Annotated in this window: 17 protein-coding genes and 3 pseudogenes; 11 read left to right on the forward strand and 9 right to left on the reverse strand. The window is 71.3% G+C overall.

From position 1 onward, the window contains the following. The first annotated feature begins 267 nt into the window (after positions 1-267). Both ABZ621_RS30155 and ABZ621_RS30160 read left to right on the forward strand, forming a co-directional pair. Entirely contained in the window at positions 268-1,500 is a 1,233-nt protein-coding gene (locus ABZ621_RS30155) for a hypothetical protein (protein WP_360609597.1), read from the forward strand. 10 nt (positions 1,501-1,510) lie between these two features. After that, positions 1,511-1,705 (forward strand): annotated as a pseudogene (locus tag ABZ621_RS30160) (hypothetical protein); the annotation flags it as partial. 327 nt (positions 1,706-2,032) lie between these two features. Here ABZ621_RS30160 and ABZ621_RS30165 read toward each other — a convergent pair. The 4 genes and pseudogenes from ABZ621_RS30165 to ABZ621_RS30180 all read right to left on the reverse strand — a co-directional run. Beyond that, positions 2,033-2,164 (reverse strand): annotated as a pseudogene (locus tag ABZ621_RS30165) (IS5/IS1182 family transposase); the annotation flags it as partial. 126 nt (positions 2,165-2,290) lie between these two features. After that, on the reverse strand, positions 2,291-2,737 hold the full coding sequence (locus ABZ621_RS30170) for a DUF2267 domain-containing protein (protein ID WP_360609688.1): 447 nt from the start codon (positions 2,735-2,737) through the stop codon (positions 2,291-2,293). Between the two features lie 58 nt (positions 2,738-2,795). Continuing rightward, positions 2,796-3,191 carry a DUF2267 domain-containing protein gene (locus tag ABZ621_RS30175; protein ID WP_360609598.1) on the reverse strand — a complete coding sequence of 132 codons (396 nt, stop codon included), beginning with the start codon at positions 3,189-3,191 and terminating at the stop codon, positions 2,796-2,798. Between the two features lie 99 nt (positions 3,192-3,290). Further along, positions 3,291-3,722 carry an Hsp20/alpha crystallin family protein gene (locus tag ABZ621_RS30180; protein ID WP_360609599.1) on the reverse strand — a complete coding sequence of 144 codons (432 nt, stop codon included), beginning with the start codon at positions 3,720-3,722 and terminating at the stop codon, positions 3,291-3,293. Positions 3,723-3,850: 128 nt separating this feature from the next. Here ABZ621_RS30180 and ABZ621_RS30185 point away from each other — a divergent pair, with 128 nt between their 5' ends. Then, a complete protein-coding gene (locus ABZ621_RS30185; RefSeq protein ID WP_360609600.1) occupies positions 3,851-4,480 on the forward strand; it encodes a type III effector protein in 630 nt (209 codons plus the stop codon). Positions 4,481-4,988: 508 nt separating this feature from the next. Here the strand turns inward: ABZ621_RS30185 and ABZ621_RS30190 are convergent. Then, positions 4,989-5,450, reverse strand: a pseudogene (locus ABZ621_RS30190) (transposase); the annotation flags it as partial. 223 nt (positions 5,451-5,673) lie between these two features. Here ABZ621_RS30190 and ABZ621_RS30195 point away from each other — a divergent pair. Beyond that, complete coding sequence (locus ABZ621_RS30195; RefSeq protein ID WP_360609601.1) at positions 5,674-5,976, forward strand: hypothetical protein; 303 nt, start codon at positions 5,674-5,676, stop codon at positions 5,974-5,976. Positions 5,977-6,452: 476 nt separating this feature from the next. Here ABZ621_RS30195 and ABZ621_RS30200 read toward each other — a convergent pair whose 3' ends face one another. Together ABZ621_RS30200 and ABZ621_RS30205 are read right to left on the reverse strand one after the other, a co-directional pair. Further along, positions 6,453-7,127 carry an ATP-binding cassette domain-containing protein gene (locus tag ABZ621_RS30200; RefSeq protein ID WP_360609602.1) on the reverse strand — a complete coding sequence of 225 codons (675 nt, stop codon included), beginning with the start codon at positions 7,125-7,127 and terminating at the stop codon, positions 6,453-6,455. Continuing rightward, positions 7,124-8,251 carry an ABC transporter permease gene (locus ABZ621_RS30205; protein WP_360609603.1) on the reverse strand — a complete coding sequence of 376 codons (1,128 nt, stop codon included), beginning with the start codon at positions 8,249-8,251 and terminating at the stop codon, positions 7,124-7,126. Before ABZ621_RS30205 ends, ABZ621_RS30200 begins: the two co-directional genes overlap by 4 nt. Before the next feature lie 192 nt (positions 8,252-8,443). Here ABZ621_RS30205 and ABZ621_RS30210 point away from each other — a divergent pair, with 192 nt between their 5' ends. Continuing rightward, positions 8,444-9,052 carry a TetR/AcrR family transcriptional regulator gene (locus ABZ621_RS30210; protein ID WP_360609604.1) on the forward strand — a complete coding sequence of 203 codons (609 nt, stop codon included), beginning with the start codon at positions 8,444-8,446 and terminating at the stop codon, positions 9,050-9,052. A gap of 34 nt (positions 9,053-9,086) precedes the next feature. Here ABZ621_RS30210 and ABZ621_RS30215 read toward each other — a convergent pair whose 3' ends face one another. Next, on the reverse strand, positions 9,087-9,317 hold the full coding sequence (locus ABZ621_RS30215; RefSeq protein WP_360609605.1) for a hypothetical protein: 231 nt from the start codon (positions 9,315-9,317) through the stop codon (positions 9,087-9,089). Between the two features lie 470 nt (positions 9,318-9,787). Between ABZ621_RS30215 and ABZ621_RS30220 the strand changes: the two genes are divergently transcribed. The 6 genes from ABZ621_RS30220 (at position 9,788) to ABZ621_RS30245 (ending at position 15,006) form a co-directional block, all read left to right on the forward strand. Then, positions 9,788-10,111, forward strand: a complete 324-nt coding sequence (locus ABZ621_RS30220; RefSeq protein ID WP_360609606.1) for a rhodanese-like domain-containing protein — start codon at positions 9,788-9,790, stop codon at positions 10,109-10,111. 76 nt (positions 10,112-10,187) lie between these two features. Continuing rightward, positions 10,188-11,576 carry a rhodanese-like domain-containing protein gene (locus ABZ621_RS30225; protein WP_360609607.1) on the forward strand — a complete coding sequence of 463 codons (1,389 nt, stop codon included), beginning with the start codon at positions 10,188-10,190 and terminating at the stop codon, positions 11,574-11,576. A gap of 222 nt (positions 11,577-11,798) precedes the next feature. Further along, on the forward strand, positions 11,799-12,380 hold the full coding sequence (locus ABZ621_RS30230; protein WP_360609608.1) for a rhodanese-like domain-containing protein: 582 nt from the start codon (positions 11,799-11,801) through the stop codon (positions 12,378-12,380). Continuing rightward, complete coding sequence (locus tag ABZ621_RS30235) at positions 12,377-13,279, forward strand: sulfite exporter TauE/SafE family protein (RefSeq protein ID WP_360609609.1); 903 nt, start codon at positions 12,377-12,379, stop codon at positions 13,277-13,279. Before ABZ621_RS30230 ends, ABZ621_RS30235 begins: the two co-directional genes overlap by 4 nt. Positions 13,280-13,620: 341 nt before the next feature. Next, a complete protein-coding gene (locus ABZ621_RS30240; protein ID WP_360609610.1) occupies positions 13,621-14,265 on the forward strand; it encodes a CBS domain-containing protein in 645 nt (214 codons plus the stop codon). A 51-nt stretch (positions 14,266-14,316) separates the two neighbouring features. Beyond that, on the forward strand, positions 14,317-15,006 hold the full coding sequence (locus ABZ621_RS30245) for a response regulator transcription factor (RefSeq protein WP_360609611.1): 690 nt from the start codon (positions 14,317-14,319) through the stop codon (positions 15,004-15,006). A 3-nt stretch (positions 15,007-15,009) separates the two neighbouring features. Here the strand turns inward: ABZ621_RS30245 and ABZ621_RS30250 are convergent, their stop codons facing one another. After that, positions 15,010-16,755 carry a GAF domain-containing protein gene (locus tag ABZ621_RS30250; RefSeq protein ID WP_360609612.1) on the reverse strand — a complete coding sequence of 582 codons (1,746 nt, stop codon included), beginning with the start codon at positions 16,753-16,755 and terminating at the stop codon, positions 15,010-15,012. Between the last annotated feature and the right edge of the window lie 38 nt (positions 16,756-16,793).

Here is a 16,793-nt window from a genome sequence, read left to right on the forward strand (position 1 = left end):
TGTTCCGCTACCAACCACCATCCCGTCAGCGGGCTGCTGCGGAATTGACCCATCCCTCTTCCTGGAGCGCAGATGTCACGTTCACTCCGGTTCACCTCGGCTGCCGTCGTACTCACCGCGACAGCCTCGGTTCTGATTGCTCATCAACCGGCGGCCCACGCGGCGGCCGACAGGGTCCGGCTCGGCAGCGCGTCCGACGTCGGCAGAAGCTCGTGGAACGGCCCGGCATTCACCATGAACGGTGCCGGCGGCATCGTCGCCGCATCAATGACGCGAGCCATCGACGACATCCGCGGCAGCACGGGGACGCTCGACGTCGTCGTCCTGGCGGGCTCGGCGCCGACCTCGGGAAGCAAGACCCCCGAGTGCGACACGATCGTGGGACTCTCAGGAGTCAACTCCTGTACGACATGGACGCTCACAGCGGCAAGCGACGGCAACAACTCCCAGGTCAACACCGACGTCCGTAACGCCGAGTTCGTCTACTTCGCCGGCGGCGACCAGTGCCGCTACGCCGCGTGGAAGGGAACCGCCCTGGAAGCGTCCGTCGAATCGGTCGTCGCCAAGGGCGGGGGCTCGGGCGGCGGCAGTGCCGGCCACCACATCAACAGCCCGATCGTCTACGACGCCTGCAACGGCAGCGTCACCAGTGCCGAGGCACTCGCCAACCCCTACGACCGGTACGTCAGCTTCACCACCGGCATGTTCGAGTGGGCGAATTACGGAGCCGTCGTCAACGACTCCCACTTCGTCACACGCGACCGCATGGGCCGCACCATGGCGTTCCTCGCCCGCGCGGTGAAGGACGGCCTCGCACCGGGGGGCGCCGCCTGGGGTGTGGGCGTCGAGGAGGGCGGCGGCTCCCTCTTCCTCGACCGCAACGGCATGGCCACCCAGTACGGCAAGGACGCCTACGTCGTCCTCGCCGATCACCAGCCCGAGCAGGCCGTCGACCGAAAGCCACTCACCTACTCGGGCTTCAAGATCTGGCGCCTGACCCCCGGCACCACCTTCGACTTCAAGAACCGGCCCACGTGCGGCTACTACCTCCGCAGCGTCACCAACGGCGTTGCCGACGCGAGCCTCTACAACGGCACGCCGGTGACCGATTGCGGCAGCCAGGGCGGCGGGGCCCCACTCGCCGAAAGCGAGCCGAACGACACCCGCGACACCGCCGACGACGCAACCGCTCTCGCCTCCCCCGGCACCCTGACCGGCACCATGCAGTCGAGCAACGACCGCGACTACTTCAAGATGACGCTCTCCTCGGGCCAGACGGCCTCGCTCAGCTGCGCCATCCCTTCCGCCTACGACGCCGACCTGTACTGGCTCGACGCGAACGGAAGCACGCTGACACGCTCCGTGAACGACGGGGCAGGTGCCGACGAGTCCCTGTCCTTCACGAGGACCGCCTCCGGGTCGGCCACCTACTTCCTCGACATGGAGGCCTACAGCGGATCCGGCACCACTTCCTACAGCTGCTCCGTGACAAAGAGCTGATCCGATCCACATGACGGGCGATCGGATCGCGCCCGCGGCTCGATCGCCCGTTCTTCGCCGAACTCAACTCGGCCGAACGAGACGCCACGGGTCGAGCAGAGACGCGAGCTCTCCCTCCGGGACCAGTCCGTCGCGAGCGGCCAGTTGCAGCTCAGGTCTTGCCACGGCGCTCAACCCGGTCATCGGCTACCAGCGGGCGACGGCCCTCGCCCGTCGGTGCCAGGCGACGGGCGTGCCCGTCCGGCTACCTCCGCCGGCACGACACGTTCGCGCAGATCGCCGCCGCCTTCGGCATTACGGTCGGCACCGCCCACGCTACGGATCCTCCGGCCTCGTCCCGCTGAGTCTTCCCGAACTCAGACGCCTGATCCACCGCCTCACCCACCGGCGAGCAGCCTCGCTCGACCACATCCTGCACTGGTCCCACTGGCGTCGCCGACGACAGGACCAAGCCCGGATCAGCCACTACCGACGACGCGGCCACACACCACCCGAGCCTGCCCCACCATCAGGAAAAACACCGTTGCGGTACTAGAGGGGCCTGGCGGAAGCAGCCCAGCCTCCGCCGCCGCGAGCGGCGTTCACACCTTCGTGCGCAGATGAGGCAGGAAACATGCTCGACCAGCTCATGCGGGACATCAACCGTGGCACGATACGGGGCCAAGCGAGGCTCCTCGGTCGTTGCGGTGGTGCGTAGAGAACACCACCGCAACGACCAGGAGCCTCGCCTCGTGACACACCCCGGATCGTAGCTCCGGCCGAAGCGTCCGCTGCTGTCGTCGGCCGATCCTTACGCGGCCGGGGCGAGTTCGGCGCGGCCGAACAGCAGGGCCCAGCCGGTGGGGAGCTGGTGGAGGATGCGGGTGATCAGGTCGGAACCTGCATGGGCGGAGACGGCCGCGAAGACGGACCCGGTGTCCCATCGGGCGGCGGCCAGGGAGGCGCCGGAGCGGGCTGCAAGGTCCTTGACGAACGCCCAACCGGTCAGCGGCTGGGGGTCGGGGATCTGCTGGGTGAGGGCACGGGCGGCCTCCTGCGGCAGGCAGGCGGCCAGGTCGACGCGCTCGTCACCGGTCAGCTGACGTCCCAGCCCCGCCAAGACCAGGCGGACGGATTCCTCTGCTCTCTCACGGGTGGGGTAGGCGCCTTCGTAGCGGACCTTCTCCAGCATCTGCTCGTACGCCGTCCCGTACGGCAACTGTTGCTGCTCAAGCGGTACCCGCACGTCGGTGATCACTGCGGTCATGCCTTTCATGAAGTCGAGATGGGGCGGTGCTCATGTACGGCGCCGCTGGTCAGGTGGGCCGGGGGCGGCCGAAGAGCAGGTCGTAGCCGGCGGGGAGCTGGAGCAGGATCTGACCCAGCAGATCCTCGCCGGCCGCGTCGGCGGCCGTGGACAGCACGGCACTGACGTCCCAGGTCGCGGTCTGCTCCGTGGCGCCTTCGATCCAGGCCGCCGTCGCCCGTACGAATCGCTCCGGCGACAGCGGTTCGGCGCTGGTCAGCGGGTTGAGCAGGATCAGGGCGAAGTCATCCGGTAGGCGTGCCGCGAGCCGGGCGCGGACTTCGCCGACCAGGTGCGCGCCGAGAAGGGCGAGAACCACGCGTGCCGCGCGCTCGGCTTCCTCCGTCGTGCCGTACTCGCCGCGTTCCTTGACGTGGTCGAGGAACGCTTCGCTTCGTAGGGTCATCGGCTGCCACCCCTCTTCTTCCTCGGACTGCCCACAGGGTGCGGAGGGCGAGGGGAGGGGGAGATCAGGCGCCCGTCCTCCGCACCTGTCCGGCTGGTTTCAGCCGGAGATCTCCTTGCGACCGGACCCGGCGCCGATGGAGATCTTGCGGGGCTTGGCTCGCTCGGCGATCGGGATGCGCAGGGTGAGCACGCCCGCGTCGTAGTCGGCCTTGATGCGCTCGGTGTCCAGGGTGTCGGCGAGCACGATCTGGCGGGAGAAGACCCCCAGAGGCCGCTCGGACAGCTCCATCTGCATGTCCTCGGCCTTCGCCATCGGTCGACGCTCGGCCTTGACCGTGAGCATGTTGCGCTCGACGTCGATGTCGATCGCGTCGGCGGTGACGCCGGGCAGGTCGAAGGCGACCACGTACTCGTCGCCCTCGCGGTAGGCGTCCATCGGCATCACGGACGGCTTCGACCAGGTGCCCGGGCCCATCAGCTGCTGCGCCATGCGGTCCAGCTCGCGGAAGGGGTCAGTGCGCATCAACATCGTGGATACACCTCCAGCGGTTTCAGGCAGTTGCTGCCAATGCGCTTCACTGACACCGTTGTAACATGTCATCCAATGGATGACAAACACGATGTCGTCGATGCGATGACACGTCGAAGGAGGTGCCCGTGACAGCACCCGAACAGCCCGCTGACCGCGCAAACCCGGCTTCGTTCCTCGCTGCCGCGACGGCCCTCAACGCCATAGACGACGCACTGCACGCCGCCAGCCGAAGGCCGTCCGAGGCGCCCGGCGGCGGGCCGGGGGCGGAACGGGCCCTGGCCTCCCTGCTCCTGCTGCGGCAGGTGCGCGAACAGCTCGCCGGATGGGAGACCGGCTTGATCGAAGCCGCCCGCGACGCCGGCGCCAGCTGGGCCGACCTCGCCCACCCCCTCGGCGTAGCCAGCCGCCAGGCCGCCGAGCGCCGCTATCTGCGCGGCCGTCCCGGCCCCGCCGGAACCACCGGTGAGCAGCGCGTCCAAGCCACCCGTGAACGCCGCGCAGCACAGCGCTCCACCACTGCCTGGGCCCGCGAGCACGCCGCCGACCTGCGTAGCCTCGCCGGCCAGGTCACCGCGCTCACCGACCTCCCGGCAGAAGCCCGCCGCCCCCTGGGCAGGCTCCGCTCCGCCCTCGCGGACGACGACGCCGTGTCGCTCCTCGCACCCCTCCGTGACACCCGTCCCTACCTGGCCACGCACCCCGGCCTCGCCGACCAGATCGACGCCCTCACCGAACCCACCGGGCCGTCCCGCTGACGCACGCCTGCGGGCGGGGCGGTCCAGTGGTGGACCTGGTAGTGGTCCAGGCCGAACTGGCCCTTCGCAGCCTGGACGCACTCCTCGATGCACCATCCGGTCCCGGCCACTCGCACCGGCTCGGACAGGGGCACCTGATGCGGGGACCAGCACGGGTGGAAGGCGAGCTCGCCGTTGTCGAGGTTCCGGCGGAGCAGGAGGTGCCGATCACCACTGGTGCCGGTATCGATCCAGGCCCAGTCGCAGTAGCGGGCCCCTTCGCGCAGGCTCCGGCGCTCTGACGGTGCCAAGCGGTGGAGGTAGGCAGTCGCGACGGTGTCCGCCCGGGCAGTGGACCGGCCCTGGTTGATCCGCACCCGGGTGCTGCAGGCGACCGCCAGGACGTAGCCCAGCCCATGTGCTTCCAACAGGGCACGCAGCCCCGGGTCCTGACCGCGTGCCTCGACTCCGGTCATCCAGGACGTGCTGGTCCCGGCCCCCAGGGCTGCCGCGATCGTCTGCCGGCCGGGGCGGGCTTGGTGGCGAACGCCAGATGGCCGGGGATCCCGGCGCGGGTGCGGCGCTCGGTGCCCTGGCACCAGGTCTGCTCGGGCAGATAGAGCCGCCGGTCGATCAGCGCCCCGCCTCGGCTGGAGGCGTAGGCGAGAAACACGCCGACCTGACTGTTCTCGATCCGGCCTGCCGTGCCGGTGCACTGCCGCTGCACGCCCGCCGAGCTCCGGCCCTTCTTCAGGAACCCCGTCTCGTCGACGGTCAGTACGCCGTCATCGGTGCCGAGGCGCTCGAAGGCGTCAGCGCGGACGTCGTCGCGCACTTCATCGGCGTCCCAGCGGGCGGGCCGCAGCAGCCGCTGCATCGGTCCGGGGCGATCGTGGCCGGCCTGCTCGCCCGGCTGCCGGCAGTTCTTCCGCTCGGTTCGGGACAGTAGTCCGAGCGCATAGGCGCGAGCGGTCGCCCGCGGCTCCACCCTGCGAAGCCGGCCCGCGATCCGGGCCCCGCTCGTCGGCCACACCGAGCAAGCGGAGGGATGCCTTGAGCCGCGCCGTTCAAGACCACGGCGCGCTCGTTCATCCCGCCCACCTCCGCTCCACCCCAGGCCGTCAACCTTGCACGGCCATCGAACCAGATCGCGAAGGGTCCGAGATCGGGCTACCTCTCGGACGTGACGGCTGTCGAGTCGCTACCCTCGACACATGGCCGAGTTGACGTTGTCCATCGAGGACCGCCTGGCGGACCAGGTGGCCGCGTCCGCTCGCCGGTACGGGCTGCCGTTGCAGGAGTACGTGGAGCGAGTGCTCCGCGCCGCAGAAACACCGGGGGCGCCTGACCGTGAAGGGCGCGCGCTGGAGCTGGCGCGCGGGGCCTACCGGCAGTACGTGGACAGTGGTCGGTCCGAGGGCGGCGCGATGTCCATGGCGGAGGTCTTCGGTCCGCGACCGCGATCCCCGCGCGGTTCGCGTCGACCGTCGGCCAGACCATCCGTTCCCTGCACGTAGCCGAGCGCGAGGAACTGCAGGAGGCCATCGTCCGCGCCTGTGACGACCCGTGGTCCTGGCCACAGGCCGACAAGTACGAGATGGACGAATCCGTACGCGTCATCACCACCCGCGCCGCCATCGTTCACTACGTGATCCTGCCGGCCCCCGATCCGCACCTGTGGGTCTTCGTGATCGCCGTCTGACGTCCTGTCCGCTGACTGCTGGTCACCGCAGTGACAGAACTCGGTCACGAACGAGCGGCCCTTTCGACGGGTGGATCCCCGGCAAAGGGGCCGTGTCTTCTTCTGGGGTATCGGGCGGCGGAGATCTCTTGGATGTGGGGAGCTCAGCGCTGCCTGCCGCCTCGTCCTCGGTACGCATCCGTGCCGCGATCACAGCGGTGCCGTCCCACGTGCTCGGCGTCGGCCGGCCCATCGGCGGAAGGGGTTCTCGGTGCCCGGTGGGCTGGTTGCCGCTCCGTCGCGGGAGCGGGGTCAGACGGTGGTGGGTGCCGGGTGGTTCAGCATGTCGAGCGTGGTGTCCGCGATTCCGGTGACCACGGGGTCGTGGGTGGCGACGACGGTGACGCATTCATACCGGTGGGTGGTGCGGGCGATCAGAGTGGTGAGGTCGTGCGCGCGGGTGCGGTCGACGGCGGCCGTCGGTTCGTCGATGAGCAGGAGTTCCGGCCGCATGAGGAGCGCGCGGGCCAGGGCGATGCGCTGGCGTTCACCGCCGGAGAGCTGGTCGGGACGGTGGGCCAGCCGGTGTTCGAGTCCGACTTCGACGAGCAGTTCCCGTGCCCGGGCCCGTACCACCCGGGGCTTGTGGCCGGCGAGGGAGGCTGCGGCGAGGAGCTGTTCCTCGGCGGCGAGTCCGGTGAGCAGGTTGCCGCTCTGGAACATGTACCCGATGCGTCCGCGCCGCGCTCGGGCGCGTTCGCGGTCGCTGAGGGCGGCCAGGTCGGTGCCGTTCAGGAGGACCTGACCCTCGTCGGGCCGCAACAGCGCGCCGGCGACGGCGAGCAGGGTGGACTTGCCGGAGCCGGAGGGGCCGACGAGTGCGGTCATGACGCCTGGACGGAACCTCGCGTGGAATCCGTTCAGGGGGGTGGTGCGGGAGTCTCCCTGCCCCAGGCTGACGGTGATGTCGTTCAGGTGGAGGCTCATCGGCCGGCTCCCAGCATGGTCATCGGGTCGACGGTGGTGACACGTCGCAGAGTGAGGGCGGAGCCCGCGAGGCCGACCAGGGCCACTGCGGCCATCGTGGTCGTGAGGGTGCTCGCGGGAAGGCTGAAGGGAACTTGCTCGCCGACGAGCAGACCGACGCCGGAGGCGAGGGCCGCGCCGACGGCGGTGCCGGTGGCGACGACCACGGCCGCCTGGGCGAGGGTGTGGCCGAGGAGTCTGCGCCGGGAGGCGCCCATGGCACGCAGGAGAGCGAGTTCCGGGGTGCGCTGGACGGTCCACACCGCGAAGAAGGCGCCGACGACCAGTGGGGCGATGAGGAACAGGAAGGTCTGGATCGACGTCATGGTCAGGCGTTCGCCGTCGTAGCCGGGGGCCGCCTCGAACGCCGTCTCCAAGGGGACCGTCGTGGTGTCGTGGCGTCGGTCCGCTTCTGCCAGGGCCTTCGTGTCCGCGTCCGCCGGGAGCTTGAGTGCCACGGCGCTGTACTGGACCGGCAGGTCCGCAGGGGCTGCCTTCGCTCCGGGCGCAGTGAAGCGGATCTGGCGCCAGGTGTCGGTCGTGACGTACGCGACGGGGACGTGACCGTACGAGGAGCGGCCGGTGGTGCCGACGACGTCCAGCCGGATCCCGAGGCGGTCGATGAGCAGGGTGTCGCCGATCCGGACGCCTTCGCTGACGAGCTGGCGCGAGACGACGATGCCGTGGGGGCGGGACCGAGCGAGTGGCTTTCCGTCGTCGGTTCCGGGGTCGGCGAAGGCACCGGGCTCGACGCCGAAGGCGGCGAGGTCGACTTCGGTGCCCCGGCCGGTGGTGCCGTGGGTGATCGAGATGCCGAGGGGGGTGGCCTCGACGTCCTTCTCCCTGGTCCAGCCGGTGGTGGTGCGGTCGTCGATCAGGCCACGGGCGAACTGGTCCGAGTCGGAGCCGACGGCGAAGGCGATGTGCGTGGCGGGGAGTCTTCGCAGGGCGGAGACGGTGTCGTCTCCGAGGCCGGTGGTGAACCCGGAGACGATGCCGACAAGGGCGGCGACGAGGACGACGACGCTGCCCATCAACAGGAAGCGGCCTCGGGCCGCTTTCAGTTCCAGCAGGGCGAGAAACACAGTGTTCCCTCCAAAGATAGAGACGGTGCGTCCCCACGATAGAAGATGGCGACACGGCGTCTCCAAGTGGGGGTGATGCCGCACCTCACAGAAGGGCCTGGTGGCGCTCCGCGCGTCCGTCTCGATGGGCGCTCGCGCCTGCGGCCGGTTCTCGACGGGATCCCGATCCGCTCGGGCCCCTAAACTGGGCCCGTGCCCAAGATCCACGCTGCCACGGTCGCCGACCACCGCTCTCAGCAGCGTGCCGCCCTGCTCGAAGCGGCCCGGGAAATCCTGACCGAGGGTGACGCCTCCCGGGTGACGTTCGCGGAGGTCGCCCGCCGCACCGGGCTGGCCCGCAACAGCGTCTACAAGTACTTTCCCGACCGACGCCATCTGCTGACCGAGGTGGTCCGTGAGGCGACGCCGCGCTGGACCCGGCGCATCCACGCCGCCCTGGCCGCCGCCGGCGAATCCCCCGAGGCCCGTGTCGCCGCGTTCGTCACCGTCCAGCTCGAGATGGTCCGCGACGGTGAGCACCGCATCGCCCGCGCTACAGCCGACGATCAGGACGCCGCCGCCCTGCGCACCGGAGCCGACGAGGCGCATCGCGCCCTGCTGTCCCCGCTCGTCGACGCCCTGCGCGACCTCGGTGACGACGCCCCGGCGATGTCGGCGCGCCTGCTTCAGGGGTTCGTGAACGCCGCTACGACGGCGCTGGAAGCGGGCGGCGACTTCGGTGCCGTGACCACCCGGGCCGTGCGGCTCGCCGTCGCGGCCCTCCAGGGCATCGCGCCGGCCGGCAGCGGCGGACACGCGTAGGACCCGGACGCCGCCCCGGCCGCGGCGGCGAAGACTACGCCGATCCGTTCGGGGGCCGACCGCAGGCCGTACCGGGTGGCAGGTAGTCGGTGACCAGGGCCGTCGCGCCGACAGCGACATGACCCGCGGCCTCGTTGAGGCAGACGGTCGGGCCCCGGCGGGCCGGTCCGACCAGGCCGATCTTCACGTTCGCGGCGACGATCCACCACCGGCCCGGCGCCCAGGCGAGGATGAACGGCACGGGGATGCCGATCGGCCAGCCCACGAGCGGGAGCCGCCTGCGCCTCAGGCGGGCCGTGAGCGCTCCGGCCGCCAGGCTGGTCAGGGCCTTGGTCGGACCGAAGGCCGCGATGAACGAGAAGGAGCCGGATCGCCCCTGAGCCCGAGGATCCCGGTACCCAGGAGCGGAACCGCGGTCCGTTCCAGCCCGACGCGGGCGCCGACCGCCATCGTGATGACGACGAGCCGGGTGAACTGCCCGGGGTTCTTTCGCGGCCCGAGCTGCACCGCTGGGGGCGGGGGCTCGGCCACCAAGGTCCGTTCCGCCATACCGAAGCACCGTCCTATTAAGTAACAGCAGACCACTATACCCCTAGGGGTATTTTTGGGCTAGACCTGACCATCCGCCCGGCAGGCGCCATCAAATACCCAGGGGGGTATTTGACTTCCACTCCCGACCCTGCCTACAGTCGATCGCGTAAATACCCCGGGGGGTATCCGAAAGGGTGATCTTCCATGCGTGAAGTGGATCTGGACGTCTTCGCCTCCGAGCTGGCAGAAGGTGCCTTCGCCATCGACGTGCGGGAGCCGGACGAGTACGCGGCGGGTCATGTGCCGGGGGTTCGCCCCGCACCGCTCTCCGAGCTGGGCGCCCACCTTGCCGCGCTGCCCGCGGACCGGCCCGTCTACGTCGTCTGCGCGAGCGGCAACCGCAGCGCCTGGGCCGCCGAGCAGCTGGAGTCCGCCGGTTTCCACGCGGTCTCGGTCGTGGGCGGCACCTCCGGCTGGGCGCGCACAGGCCGCCCGGTCGTATGCGGCACGGACGCCCGGGCCGCCTGATCGGCCGGCTGCCCGCCCTCACCGCACTTCCACGGGGCTCCGCTCCGTACTCGATTTCTCCGTCGAAAGGTTCGCCGTGTTCTTCGCCCAGTACTACCTCGACTGCCTGTCCCAGGCGTCGTACATGATCGCCGACGAGCAGTCCGGGCAGGCGGTCGTCGTCGACCCGCGCCGGGACGTCTCCGAGTACCTCGCCGACGCCCGGGCGCACGGCTTCACCGTCGTCGGCGTGATCAACACCCACTTCCACGCCGACTTCGTTGCCGGGCACCTGGAGATGGCGGACGAGACGGGCGCGTGGATCGGCTACGGCGCACGCGCCGAGACCGAGTACCCGATCCGGCACCTCGCCGAGGGCGAGCGGATCCCCCTGGGCGACGTGGTGCTGGAGGTCATGGAGACCCCCGGTCACACCCCGGAGTCGATCAGCGTCCTGGTGTACGAGCACGCCGACGACGCCGTCCCGTACGGCGTCCTGACCGGCGACGCCCTCTTCATCGGCGACGTCGGCCGCCCCGACCTGCTCGCTTCGGTCGGCGTCACCGCCGGAGAGCTGGGCGCGATGCTGCACGACAGCGTGCAGAACAAGCTGATGGGCCTGCCCGACGAGGTCCGCGTCTTCCCCGCCCACGGCGCGGGCTCCGCCTGCGGCAAGAACCTGTCCACGGAGAAGTCCTCCACGATCGGCGAGCAGCGCGCCACCAACTACGCCTGCGCGCCGATGAGCCGCGAGGAGTTCGTGGCCCTGGTCACCGCCGGCCAGTCGGCGGCGCCCGGCTACTTCGCCTACGATGCCGACCTCAACCGCAAGGACCGCACCCTTTACGACGCGACCATCGCGGCCCGGCCGCTCGCGCTCGGCGAGTTCACCGCCCTCCGCGACGGCGGCGCGGTGGTGGTGGACGCCCGCGACCCGCAGGAGTTCGCGGCCGGGCACCTGGCAGGCGCGGTGAACGTGCCCGCCGACGGACGCTTCGCCGAACAGGCAGGCACGGTCCTGGACCCGGCCGACGTACTGGTCGTCATGGCCCCGCAGAACCGCGAGGAGGAGGTCGTCACCCGCCTCGCCCGCATCGGCTTCGACCGGGTCGCGGGCTACGTCCGCAACCCCGAGGACGCGCTGCGGGTCATGGCCGACGAGGTCGCTCCGGCCAGCCGCCTCACCGCCGCACACCTCAAGGCAGCCCTCGCCGGGCACAATCCGCCCCTGGTGGTGGACGTCCGCACCTGCGGCGAGCGCGAGACCAACGGCTTCATCCCCGAGGCCCTGCACATCCCGCTCAGCGAGCTGCCCTCCCGTGCCGGCGAACTGCCCGCCGACCGGCCCCTCGTCCTGCACTGCGCGGGCGGCCACCGGTCGTCCATCGCCGCCAGCCTCCTGCGCCACCGCGGCTTCGGCGACGTCTCCGACATCCTCGGCGGCTGGACCGCCTGGGCCCTCGCCGCCGAGACCACCGGCGTCTGACCACCCCGGCCGCCGGTCGGGCACGGGTTCGGGACTCCTCCCGTCGTGCACCGCCGGCTCACGGCGGGGCCGGAGGCCGCACTGCCTCCGCTCCTCCGCCCCGTCGCGGGCCGGGGCCGCACTGCCCCGCCCGCGACACCCCCTCCCCCGCCCGGGGAACCCCGGGGCCCCTCACACCCTCACCTATACCCCTACGGGTATCTCTCCCCTTCGGAGTCATGCATGAGCACCGAGCGCACCATCCAGTCGATCACTCCCGCCGTCCTGCACCGCATCACCGAGGAGGGCCGCGCCCCACGTCTGCTCGACGTCCGCACGCCCGGCGAGTTCCGCACGGCACACATCCCCGGCTCGTACAACGTCCCCCTGAACACCCTGCGCGAACACCGCGCGGAACTGCTCTCGCACCTGGACGAGGAGGTCGTGCTCGTCTGCCGCTCCGGCCAGCGGGCCCGCGAGGCGGAGCAGGCCCTCGCCCAGGCCGGCCTGCCGAACCTGCGTGTCCTGGAGGGCGGCATGAACGCCTGGGAAGCAGCCGGCGCCCCCGTCGAGCGGGGCGCCGAGCGCTGGGACATGGAGCGCCAGGTCCGCCTCGTGGCGGGCTCGATCGTGCTGGCCACCGGCCTGGTGGGCCTCCTGCTCCCCGGCGCCCACCTCATCGGCACCGCCGTCGGCGCCGGCCTCACCTACGCCGCGCTGAGCAACTCCTGCGCCATGGGGGTCCTGCTCTCCAAGCTCCCCTACAACCGCGGCCCCCGCACCGACCTCCGCACCGTGATCGCGGAGCTGCGGAGCGCGTCGTGACCGCCCTGATCGTCGCGGCCTCCCTGCTCATCGGCGTCAGCCTCGGGATCCTCGGCGGCGGCGGGTCGATCCTCACCGTGCCGATCCTGGTCTACCTCGCGGGGCAGGACACCAAGGAGGCGATCGCGACCTCGCTGTTCGTCGTGGGCGTCACCAGCCTCGCCGCCCTGATCCCGCACGCCCGCGCCCACCGGGTCCGGTGGCGGACCGGACTGCTCTTCGGAGCCTTCAGCATGGCCGGCGCCTACGGCGGCGGACGGCTCGCCGAGTACATCCCCGGCACGGTCCTGCTCGTCGCGTTCGCGCTGATGATGCTCGCCACCGCCTTCGCGATGCTCCGCAAACCGCGTGACGGGGCGAAGAGGGCGGCCCGGCCCGCACACCGTGACCTGCCGCTCCAGCACATCGCCGTCGAGGGCCTGGTCGTCGGCGCCGTGACCGGCCTGGTCGGCTCCGGCGGCGGGTTCCTCGTCGTCCCCGCCCTGGCGATCCTCGGCGGACTGCCCATGGGCATCGCGGTCGGCACCTCGCTCCTCGTCATCGCCATGAAGTCCTTCGCCGGCCTGGCCGGACACCTCTCCGGGGTGTCGATCGACTGGGGCATCGCCCTGACCGTGACCGTCGCTGCCGTGATCGGCAGCCTGATCGGCGCCCGCCTCGCAGGGCGCATCCCGCAGGACGCGCTGCGCAAGTCGTTCGGCTGGTTCGTCGTCGTCATGGGCGTTTTCGTCCTCGGCCAGCAACTACCCCACACCGTCTGGACCAGCCCCCTGACCTGGACCGGCGTCGCCCTTGTCGCGACGACCGCCATGGCATGGGGTGCCGTACGGACGCGGCGGGAACGGAACACCCCGGACAGGCCTCGGGTGGGCCCCCGGGAGCCGAGCACACACCCCTGACGCACATACCCCAGGGGGTATTTCGTCGACAAGGAGCCGGTGTGTGAGGAGGAATCAGGTGAAGGCGGAAGAAGAGGCGGCGACCACGGTCCTCAACCCGCCCTCGCCCTCCGCACGGACCAGGACCCCGGCCCGCTGGTACGCCGTTGCCGCCCGGCCGTGGCGTCAGCGGGGTGGCCCGGCAGACTGCCGGCTGCTTCGACGCCCGGGTTCCGCAATGCCCCGCCACACTCCCATGACCCCGTCACCTGACCGACAGGCTCCGGCAGGGGACCGTTCGGCCCTCCCGCCGCGCCGCGGTCGGCGCGAGACTGGGGGGCGGACATCGTCGAGGAGGCACCATGAACTCCGCAGCCCCCGCGTGTCACGTCGTCAGCGACGTCATGACCCACACCGCCGTCGCGATCGGCCGTGACGCCTCCTACAAGGAGATCGTGGCGCTCATGGACGAGTGGAAGGTGAGCGCCCTGCCCGTCCTGGAGGGCGAGGGGCGGGTCGTGGGGGTGGTCTCGGAGGCGGACCTCCTGGCGAAGGAGGCGTTCGGCGGTACGGATCCCGGACCTGCGGCGGACGAGGACGCCGCGAAGGCCGTCGCGGTGCGGGCGGGGGACCTCATGTCGAGCCCCGCGGTGACCGTGCACGCCGGCGCCACCTTGGCCGAGGCCGCGCGGATCATGGCCCGCCGGAAGGTGAAGCGGCTTCCCGTCGTCAACGAGATCGGGATGCTGGAGGGGGTCGTCAGCCGGAGCGACCTTCTCAAGGTGTTCCTGCGGGAGGACGGCGAGATAGCGGCGGAGATCCGGCGGTCGGTGCTCGGCGGGGCGGGGCTCTCCGAGCTGGACGTGACCGTGGCGGAGGGGGTGGCGACGCTGCGTGGCGCTCTCACGGACCGTTCGCTGGTGCCGTTGCTGGCGAGCGCCGCCCGTGCCGTGGAAGGGGTCGTCGACGTGCGGATGGAGCTGGGTGCCCATGGAGGGGCTTCCTGACGGACAATCCTTGTGGGGTCGGGTGGACACCCGACGAGGACAGGGGTCGCCATGACCGAGACGCAGGCAGCCGAGGAACCGACGCGGGTCTTCCTGGTGGACGACCACGAGGTCGTCCGCCGGGGGCTGCGCGACCTGATCGACGACGAGCCCGACATGCGGGTCGTCGGTGAGGCGTCCACCGCCGACCAGGCCCTGGCCCGGGGGCCCGCGTTGCGCCCGGACGTGGCGGTCCTCGACGTACGGCTGCCCGACGGTGACGGGATCGCCGTGTGCCGGGAGCTGCGGTCGCGGATGCCGGAGCTGGCGTGTCTGATGCTGACCTCGTTCGACGACGAGGACGCCCTGCTCGACGCGATCATGGCCGGGGCGTCCGGGTACGTCCTCAAGCAGATCAAGGGGTCCGACCTCGTGGCGGCGGTGCGGACCGTGGCGACGGGACAGTCGATGCTCGACCCGGCCACCACGGCCCGGCTGATGCGTTCGCTGCGGGATCCGGAGGCGGCGCAGCCGCCGGAGGACGAGCGGCTCGCGGCGCTGTCCGAGCGGGAGCGGTCCGTGCTGGAGCTGATCGGGGAGGGGCTCACCAACCGGCAGATCGCCAAGCGGCTCTATCTGTCGGAGAAGACGGTGAAGAACCACATCTCGCGGCTGCTCGGCAAGCTGGGGGTGGAGCGGCGGGTCCAGGCGGCCGTGATCGCCGCGCAGGCCCATGAGCACGAGACGGGGAGCGGCGCCTGACGGTCAGCGGGGCTGTCCGTCGTCCGGGGGCAGGGGGATGCGCCAGGTGAGCCGGGTCCCGCGGCCCGGTCGCGGTGGGGATTCGACGGTGAGTGAGCCGTCGAGGCGTTCGGCCCGTTCCGTGAGATTGCGCAGTCCGCTGTCGGTCCGGTCCCGTGGGAGGCCCGTCCCGTCGTCCCCGACGGTCACCTCCAGGACCCCGTCCTCCGCGAGGAGCGTGACCTCGGCCCGGTGGGCGCGGGCGTGACGGGCGACGTTGGTGAGGGCTTCGCCGATGACGGCGACGACGTCGTCGGCGATGCCGACGGGCACGTCGGTGTCCAGCAGTCCCTCCAAGCGGAGCGCGGGAGCGAAGCCGAGGGTCGAGGCGGCCGCGTCGACGGCCGTGACGACGCGGCTCCTGAGCTTGGGGGCGGTTCCGGGGGCGTCGTGTTCCCGGAGGCCGAAGATGGTCGAGCGGATGATCTTGATGGTGGCGTCGAGGTCGTCGATCGCCCGGGCCAGGCGGTCCGCCGCCTCCGGGTGTTCGACGAAGCGCTGGGCACTCTGCAGGGTCATGCCGGTGGCGAAGAGGCGTTGGATCGCCAGGTCGTGCAGGTCACGGGCGATGCGGTCGCGGTCCTCCAGCAGGACGACCTGCTCAGCGTCGCGGCGGCGGTCGGACAGTTCGAGGGCGAGGGCCGCCTGGCCCGCGAAGCCCGGAAGGGCCGCGGTGTCCGCGCTCAGGAAGGGCGTGCGCCCGCTGCGCCGGGCGAGGATCAGGACGCCGTTGAGGTGTTCCTTCGTGCCCACCGTGACCGCCACGGCCGGGCCGAACCCCTTCCAGCGTTCGGGCTGGACGGTCACCCGGGCGTCGCTGGAGACATCGGCCACGGTGATGAGTCCGTCGGTCTCGGCGAGCGCCGCGGCCGCCAGGGTGCCCTCGCTGCTGGTCAGGACGACCCCACGGTGGGTGTCGGCCCCCTCGCCCCGGGCCAGTGAGCCCCGGAGCTCGCCGCCGGGGCCGACCAGGTAAAAGACGCCCATGTCCGCCTCGGCGATGTCCACCGCCTGCTCCAGCATCCCGTCCAGGACCTCGTCCTCACCCGTACCGGACAGCAGGGCGCTGGTGAAGTCGGAGCTCGCGGCGAGCCAGCGCTGCCGGCGGCGGCCCTCCTCGTACAGCCGGGCGTTCTCGATCGCGATGCCGGCGGCGACGGCCAGGGTCGTCACCACGGCCTCGTCCTCGGCGTCGAAGTCGGCTCCGCCGCGCTTCTCGGTGAGGTAGAGGTTGCCGAAGACCTCGTCGCGGACGCGGATGGGGACGCCGAGGAAGGAGTGCATGGGGGGATGGTGGGCCGGGAAGCCGTACGAGGCGGGATGCTCGGACAGCTCGGTGAGACGCAGCGGCTCGGGGTTGCGGATCAGCTCGCCGAGGATGCCGTGGCCGGAGGGCAGGGCGCCGATCCGCGCGCGCAGGTCGTCGTCGATGCCGATGGGGAGGAACTCGGACAGCCGGCGGTCCTCGCCGATGACGCCCAGGGCCCCGTACTCGGCGTCGACGAGGGAGACGGCGGCCTCGACGATGTCGCGCAGCACCTGCGGCAGGTCCAGTTCCCGCCCCACCGAGATGACGGCTTCCAGGAGCCCCGTGAGGCGGTCCCTGGTGCCGCGCACCTCGTCGATGCGGACCTGGAGCTCGTCCAGCAGCTCGTCGAGCCGGAGCCTCGGCAGCCTGGCGTCCCCCGGTCCGGCACCTTCCCGGCCCATCCGAACCTCCGGTCGCGTCCGGTACGCACGGCGTCCGC

Source organism: Streptomyces sp. NPDC007863, assembly GCF_040633895.1.
Taxonomy (GTDB): Bacteria; Actinomycetota; Actinomycetes; order Streptomycetales; family Streptomycetaceae; genus Streptomyces.

Excerpts from the sequence above, each read along its gene's own strand:
- ABZ621_RS30175 (WP_360609598.1), bottom strand. The coding sequence starts at position 3,191 with ATGACCCTACGAAGCGAAGCGTTCCTCGACCACGTCAAGGAACGCGGC.
- ABZ621_RS30245 (WP_360609611.1), top strand. The coding sequence starts at position 14,317 with ATGACCGAGACGCAGGCAGCCGAGGAACCGACGCGGGTCTTCCTGGTG.
- ABZ621_RS30220 (WP_360609606.1), top strand. The coding sequence starts at position 9,788 with ATGCGTGAAGTGGATCTGGACGTCTTCGCCTCCGAGCTGGCAGAAGGT.
- ABZ621_RS30195 (WP_360609601.1), top strand. The coding sequence starts at position 5,674 with ATGGCCGAGTTGACGTTGTCCATCGAGGACCGCCTGGCGGACCAGGTG.
- ABZ621_RS30250 (WP_360609612.1), bottom strand. The coding sequence starts at position 16,755 with ATGGGCCGGGAAGGTGCCGGACCGGGGGACGCCAGGCTGCCGAGGCTC.
- ABZ621_RS30230 (WP_360609608.1), top strand. The coding sequence starts at position 11,799 with ATGAGCACCGAGCGCACCATCCAGTCGATCACTCCCGCCGTCCTGCAC.
- ABZ621_RS30180 (WP_360609599.1), bottom strand. The coding sequence starts at position 3,722 with ATGTTGATGCGCACTGACCCCTTCCGCGAGCTGGACCGCATGGCGCAG.
- ABZ621_RS30240 (WP_360609610.1), top strand. The coding sequence starts at position 13,621 with ATGAACTCCGCAGCCCCCGCGTGTCACGTCGTCAGCGACGTCATGACC.
- ABZ621_RS30155 (WP_360609597.1), top strand. The coding sequence starts at position 268 with ATGACGCGAGCCATCGACGACATCCGCGGCAGCACGGGGACGCTCGAC.
- ABZ621_RS30200 (WP_360609602.1), bottom strand. The coding sequence starts at position 7,127 with ATGAGCCTCCACCTGAACGACATCACCGTCAGCCTGGGGCAGGGAGAC.